Source organism: Pacificibacter marinus (assembly GCF_900109555.1).
Lineage (GTDB): Bacteria > Pseudomonadota > Alphaproteobacteria > Rhodobacterales > Rhodobacteraceae > Celeribacter > Celeribacter marinus_C.
This window is the reverse complement of record NZ_FNZV01000027.1, coordinates 1-4,105: the sequence shown is the minus strand read 5'-3', so window position 1 is coordinate 4,105 and position 4,105 is coordinate 1. Positions and strand designations below refer to the sequence as shown.

8 protein-coding genes are annotated in these 4,105 nt (G+C 54.9%); 7 read left to right on the top strand and 1 reads right to left on the bottom strand.

All coding sequences use genetic code 11. The annotated features are described in order from the left end of the window. The first annotated feature begins 440 nt into the window (after positions 1 to 440). Entirely contained in the window at positions 441 to 692 is a 252-nt protein-coding gene (locus BM025_RS18435) for a hypothetical protein (protein ID WP_085850885.1), read from the top strand. Positions 693 to 938: 246 nt separating this feature from the next. On the opposite strand, the gene BM025_RS18430 is transcribed toward BM025_RS18435, so the two are convergent. Beyond that, positions 939 to 1,202, bottom strand: a complete 264-nt coding sequence (locus tag BM025_RS18430; RefSeq protein WP_139204609.1) for a hypothetical protein — start codon at positions 1,200 to 1,202, stop codon at positions 939 to 941. A 134-nt stretch (positions 1,203 to 1,336) separates the two neighbouring features. On the opposite strand from BM025_RS18430, the gene BM025_RS18425 reads away from it, so the two are divergent. From BM025_RS18425 to BM025_RS18405, 6 genes are all read left to right on the top strand, one after another. Next, the gene (locus tag BM025_RS18425; protein WP_244515908.1) at positions 1,337 to 1,570 is read left to right on the top strand and encodes a hypothetical protein; all 234 of its coding nucleotides are present in this window, start codon (positions 1,337 to 1,339) and stop codon (positions 1,568 to 1,570) included. 105 nt (positions 1,571 to 1,675) lie between these two features. Further along, positions 1,676 to 2,149 (top strand): hypothetical protein, encoded by a 474-nt coding sequence (locus tag BM025_RS18420; RefSeq protein ID WP_090875485.1) that lies wholly within the window; start codon positions 1,676 to 1,678, stop codon positions 2,147 to 2,149. 247 nt (positions 2,150 to 2,396) lie between these two features. Further along, positions 2,397 to 2,672: a hypothetical protein gene (locus BM025_RS19280; protein ID WP_170842241.1), complete on the top strand. Its 276-nt coding sequence runs from the start codon at positions 2,397 to 2,399 to the stop codon at positions 2,670 to 2,672. Next, on the top strand, positions 2,669 to 3,373 hold the full coding sequence (locus BM025_RS18415; RefSeq protein WP_170842240.1) for a DNA-methyltransferase: 705 nt from the start codon (positions 2,669 to 2,671) through the stop codon (positions 3,371 to 3,373). Before BM025_RS19280 ends, BM025_RS18415 begins: the two co-directional genes overlap by 4 nt. Continuing rightward, positions 3,370 to 3,777, top strand: a complete 408-nt coding sequence (locus BM025_RS18410) for a hypothetical protein (protein WP_085850880.1) — start codon at positions 3,370 to 3,372, stop codon at positions 3,775 to 3,777. The genes BM025_RS18415 and BM025_RS18410 overlap by 4 nt, the downstream gene beginning before the upstream one ends. Then, positions 3,774 to 4,105 (top strand): hypothetical protein (locus tag BM025_RS18405; protein ID WP_139204608.1); only part of this gene is annotated, 332 nt, incomplete at its 3' end. The genes BM025_RS18410 and BM025_RS18405, both read left to right, overlap by 4 nt.

The window sequence follows — 4,105 nt, the reverse complement described above, 5'->3', positions numbered from 1 at the left end:
GAAATACGGGCCGTCAGGCGCAGGGCTGCCTTTGAGTGAAAAGTCTGTGTGTTGAATGCGGGACATGGGTCTCTCCATCATGAAATTCCGCGATCTGCCTGTGGCGTCTTCGGCGGGTGATGGGGTGGTCTCTACCAAGGGACATATGTCCCTGTCAATGCATAAGGGGACATATGTCCCGAAATTAATTTTGGAAAGAGAATCATCTTGCTATACAGGTGTTAGAAAACCCCGCACGTGGCGGGGTGATTGGGGTGTTTCACAATTGGAACTTGATGCCTATCCATCTTGAGGCTCTGGAATTTTATTCGGAGCCTGAGGGGCTGGATGTTTCCTGAAGGGCGTCTGGTATTTCTACGTCAATTAGGCACAAAATTTCGAAGACTGTCTCATTCACGCCTTCACGATTATATTCGAAAAATAGAAAGAGTGCCGCCAGGATGGCCATTGCATTTAGCCGTGATGAAGCAATGCTTTCAATCATGGTTGCTGAGGAAAGTTTTGAGGTAGTGGAAGCACTTCCAGAGAATAGAGGCACTCAGGAAGGAATTGGATTTAAAGAGGCACTAAATGCTGACTTACTGGAAAGCTGTGTCTTTGAAAGCTCCAGCTGTTCTACTTTGGCTGAGCTTTTTGGGGGCGGCCTAACTTGCGATTATTACACGGTCGGACAGGTCTATCCTCCCGTCTAAATCGTAGCCCATTTGACGGCAACGTCGTGCGTGGCTTGGGAGGGCATTGGCTTGATTGATCGCGCCACATTTTTCACAACGGGCAGAGATTTCCTAAGATATGTTGCTATCCTTGAAATGTGTTGTGCTTGACTTTTAGTTGTATTGTTCTCATTTTGTTCCAATTGATGCGGGGGAGGGTGGTAATGGATTTGGTTTATGATGTATTGGTACATTTGAGAAATATTGTCGCTGAGAATGACGCCTCTAAGAGGTCTTTCCTCGTGCAGCGGCTAGCAAAATCTGACGCTCTCCTTCCGACAGTTTCCGCCATAGATCGACGGCTTCAGTCCGAACAAGAGCAGTGTCGTCGCCGACAAACTCATCAAAGGTCATGCCAAAAACGTGAGCTATCTTAATTGCGGTGTCGACATTTGTTGACACGTTGGGGTCAACCTTTGCGCGCTGCATGTATTTCTTGAATTGCTCATAGGACACGCCTGCGGTCTCGCAGACTTGCTTTAGTGGCATTCCTGACGCTTGCATGGCGTCGGATAGGGCGATGTGAAACCTTTTCATGTGCATATTGTAAGTCAACATCGCGGTGCCTCGATAGGCGACAATAGTCCCTTGACATAAAGGGGACAATGGTCCCTTATGCGGTCATGAAAAAACAAGATATCATTATCGCCGTTGAGGCATTTGCTGGGAATAAGGGGATTTCCCCCGCTACAGTAACCAGTCGTGCGGTTGGAAATAGCCGCCTTTATGCGCGCATGAAACAGGGCGGTGATTGCACCACTGAAGTTGCTGCGCGGCTTCTGGCGTACATAGATAAAGCCAAAATAGTAGAATGTGACAATCATTCACCTGCCTCTGCAAGGTCTGGAGCTGCGTGATGTTTGATATTTCATTTCGCGCCCTTAATTTCCCACCCTTCACTTGCCCCCAAATTGCCACGCAGCATGCGGTCCGTCTTGTGAAATGCCGAAAGGAGTTATCACATGCGCTACACTAGACCCGGCAGCATTCAAAACGCGGTGCGCGAAGCTTATGGCGCGGTTGGCGGGTTGGAAAACGCGTCGACTGATCTTGGCATCGGCGTGTCGACCTTATCCTACGGGACGGAACGCAGCGACCATCGACCAGGTGGCATCGGGGTGAATTACCTTGATAGCCTTGGGCGGATTGAGCCGCGCGCAGCCGCACCGATCGCAAAGCATTTTGCGATGCTGGCAGGCGGGGTTTTTCAGCCGGTCGATCTGGCTGGCGTGACGGCCTCGGATGTGTATCGCATCGCCAAAGAGTTCTCGGATGTTTTGACCAAGGATGCGCTGGCGCATTCCGCAACTTCGGCCAATCCAAGCGACTACACGGCCAAAGAAGCCAGCGAGCAGCTGGTCGAGTTGGATGAGCTGATTGCGGTGGCGGTGAGTTTCCGCGCTGCTCTGCGTGATAAAGCCGAGGGCACGCGATGACGGGCTCCATTTCTAGTTCCTACGCGATTGATGGGATGTGCGTGCGACTGCTCGCGCGACATGTTTCTCATCGCGCAACTTTGCACACCGTTGTGTGTGCAACAGGTCGGGGGCTGCGTGCCCTCGGCCTCTTTTCTTCACAGGTTTGGAATTTCGGCCGTCTCCTCCCCCTTGAGGCCGAAATGGGGCGCGCGCTTTGTGGGCGAAGCGCGCGCTCGTTTTTAACGCCATTGCATAGGGGCCTGACATGACTGGGCCCGTTCATATTTTGATTGGCCTCGATGTCAGTGCCGCCCCGAGTGAGGTGGTTTCGATTGATCTCAGCTTTGATCGCGGCGCTCGGTGCTCCGCACGGTCGATGGCTGCGTTGGCACCACATTATCAGGCTCTCAAAGGGGCCGTTTGTGGGGCCGTTTACGACTTTCGCGCAGCGATGCTGCCGTGTCACGCCAATGCACGATGCCTTTGTGGTGTGGCGCAAGCTGGGGATTGTCTCGTTTGTTCACATGGTGGCCCCTCATGAGCATCCGGCGCGAGATCACCATCGGCACCGCGCGGCTGATCCTTGGGGATTGCCGCGAAGTGCTGCCAGAATTGCGCGGTGTGGCGGACATGCTGTTTTGCGATGTGGCTTATAAGCTGACGTCGGGCGGCAACGCGCATCAGTCGATGGGCGGTTTGTTCGCCAAAGAAAACTATGAGAACGACGGCCTGCTGATGGACGTGCCGTCCTGGCATGATTTGGGCGGGCCGTTCTTTCGCGCCTACAAAGACAATGCCGACGCTTATATCATGACCAACGACAAGAACTTGTTTCAAGCTGGGGCGGCCTTTGAGGGCGCGGGCTGGAAGTTTCACAACTTGCTGGTGTGGGACAAGATCCGCGCCACGCGCAACCGCTGGTACATGAAGAACCTCGAGTTCACCACGTATTGGTGGAAGGGCAAGGCCGATCCGCTAGGCATCAATCATTGCGGCTCAAAGCAGAGCTTTCAGCTCAACGCCCCAAAGGAAACAGCGCATCCGACAGAAAAGCCGATCGCGCTGTGTGAACACTACATTCTCAATTCAACGACCCAAGGCGACACGGTGCTTGACCCAATGATGGGCAGCGGTGCCGCGATGGTGGCTGCGGTTCAAAATGGCCGCCATGCGATCGGGATCGAGATCAATGAAACTTGGTTTGATGTGGCCTGCGCGCGGGTCAGAAAGGCTTTGGCATGACATTTGAAGAGCAACTCAGAACATGCGCGCGGGTGGCGCGGCAAGGGCGGCAGGTTGCGTTTATCGTGCCGCGCGCCCCAGATGAACGGGGGGCGCGCGATCGCTGCACGGCACTGACCCCAGCAGATGCCGCCAAGCGCGGGGCACTGATTTACGGCACTGGACTGGTGCGATTTGTGCAGGCCAGTGGGGCCAGCTTTGTTTTGGCCGGCTTTAGCGGCTTTGTTGTCCTGGACGCGCGGCTTGAGGTCTCGGCTGGCATGATGCGCGAGCTCGGGGATTTGAAAGACGCCTGCGCCATGCTGTTTCCCGAAGGGGAGTTTGAGCGGCTGGCGCAGGCTGAGAATGTCACAGACGCTCATGGCACTCATAGCCAAAACGACATCAAGGCGGTGACACCATGAGCCTGTCTGGCCCAGACCTTGAGCGCATGGTGATGGCACGGCCCTTTGCCAGTGTGTCGAACAAGGACATCTACGCGCAGTGGGTGCGGGTGGCGACGCTCAACGAGGCCAAGATCGGCGCAACTATGCGCGCCTCCATCCGCTACGGCGGGCGCGGGACGGCAAAAGAGACGGACGACGCATCAGAACTCAAAAACAAGGTGGGCGCACACACGGTTGCGGGACGCGCATTGCGCTATTTGGCGCAAACCGGATCGGGGCGCACCTGCGATGCAACGCCGTTGCGCGATGGCATCAATGATAAGTTCTGGCGCTCCAGCTTTCCATA

Coding starts and splice junctions, on each gene's coding strand:
- BM025_RS18435 (WP_085850885.1), top strand. CDS start 441: ATGGCCATTGCATTTAGCCGTGATGAAGCAATGCTTTCAATCATGGTT.
- BM025_RS18430 (WP_139204609.1), bottom strand. CDS start 1,202: ATGCCACTAAAGCAAGTCTGCGAGACCGCAGGCGTGTCCTATGAGCAA.
- BM025_RS18425 (WP_244515908.1), top strand. CDS start 1,337: ATGAAAAAACAAGATATCATTATCGCCGTTGAGGCATTTGCTGGGAAT.
- BM025_RS18420 (WP_090875485.1), top strand. CDS start 1,676: ATGCGCTACACTAGACCCGGCAGCATTCAAAACGCGGTGCGCGAAGCT.
- BM025_RS19280 (WP_170842241.1), top strand. CDS start 2,397: ATGACTGGGCCCGTTCATATTTTGATTGGCCTCGATGTCAGTGCCGCC.
- BM025_RS18415 (WP_170842240.1), top strand. CDS start 2,669: ATGAGCATCCGGCGCGAGATCACCATCGGCACCGCGCGGCTGATCCTT.
- BM025_RS18410 (WP_085850880.1), top strand. CDS start 3,370: ATGACATTTGAAGAGCAACTCAGAACATGCGCGCGGGTGGCGCGGCAA.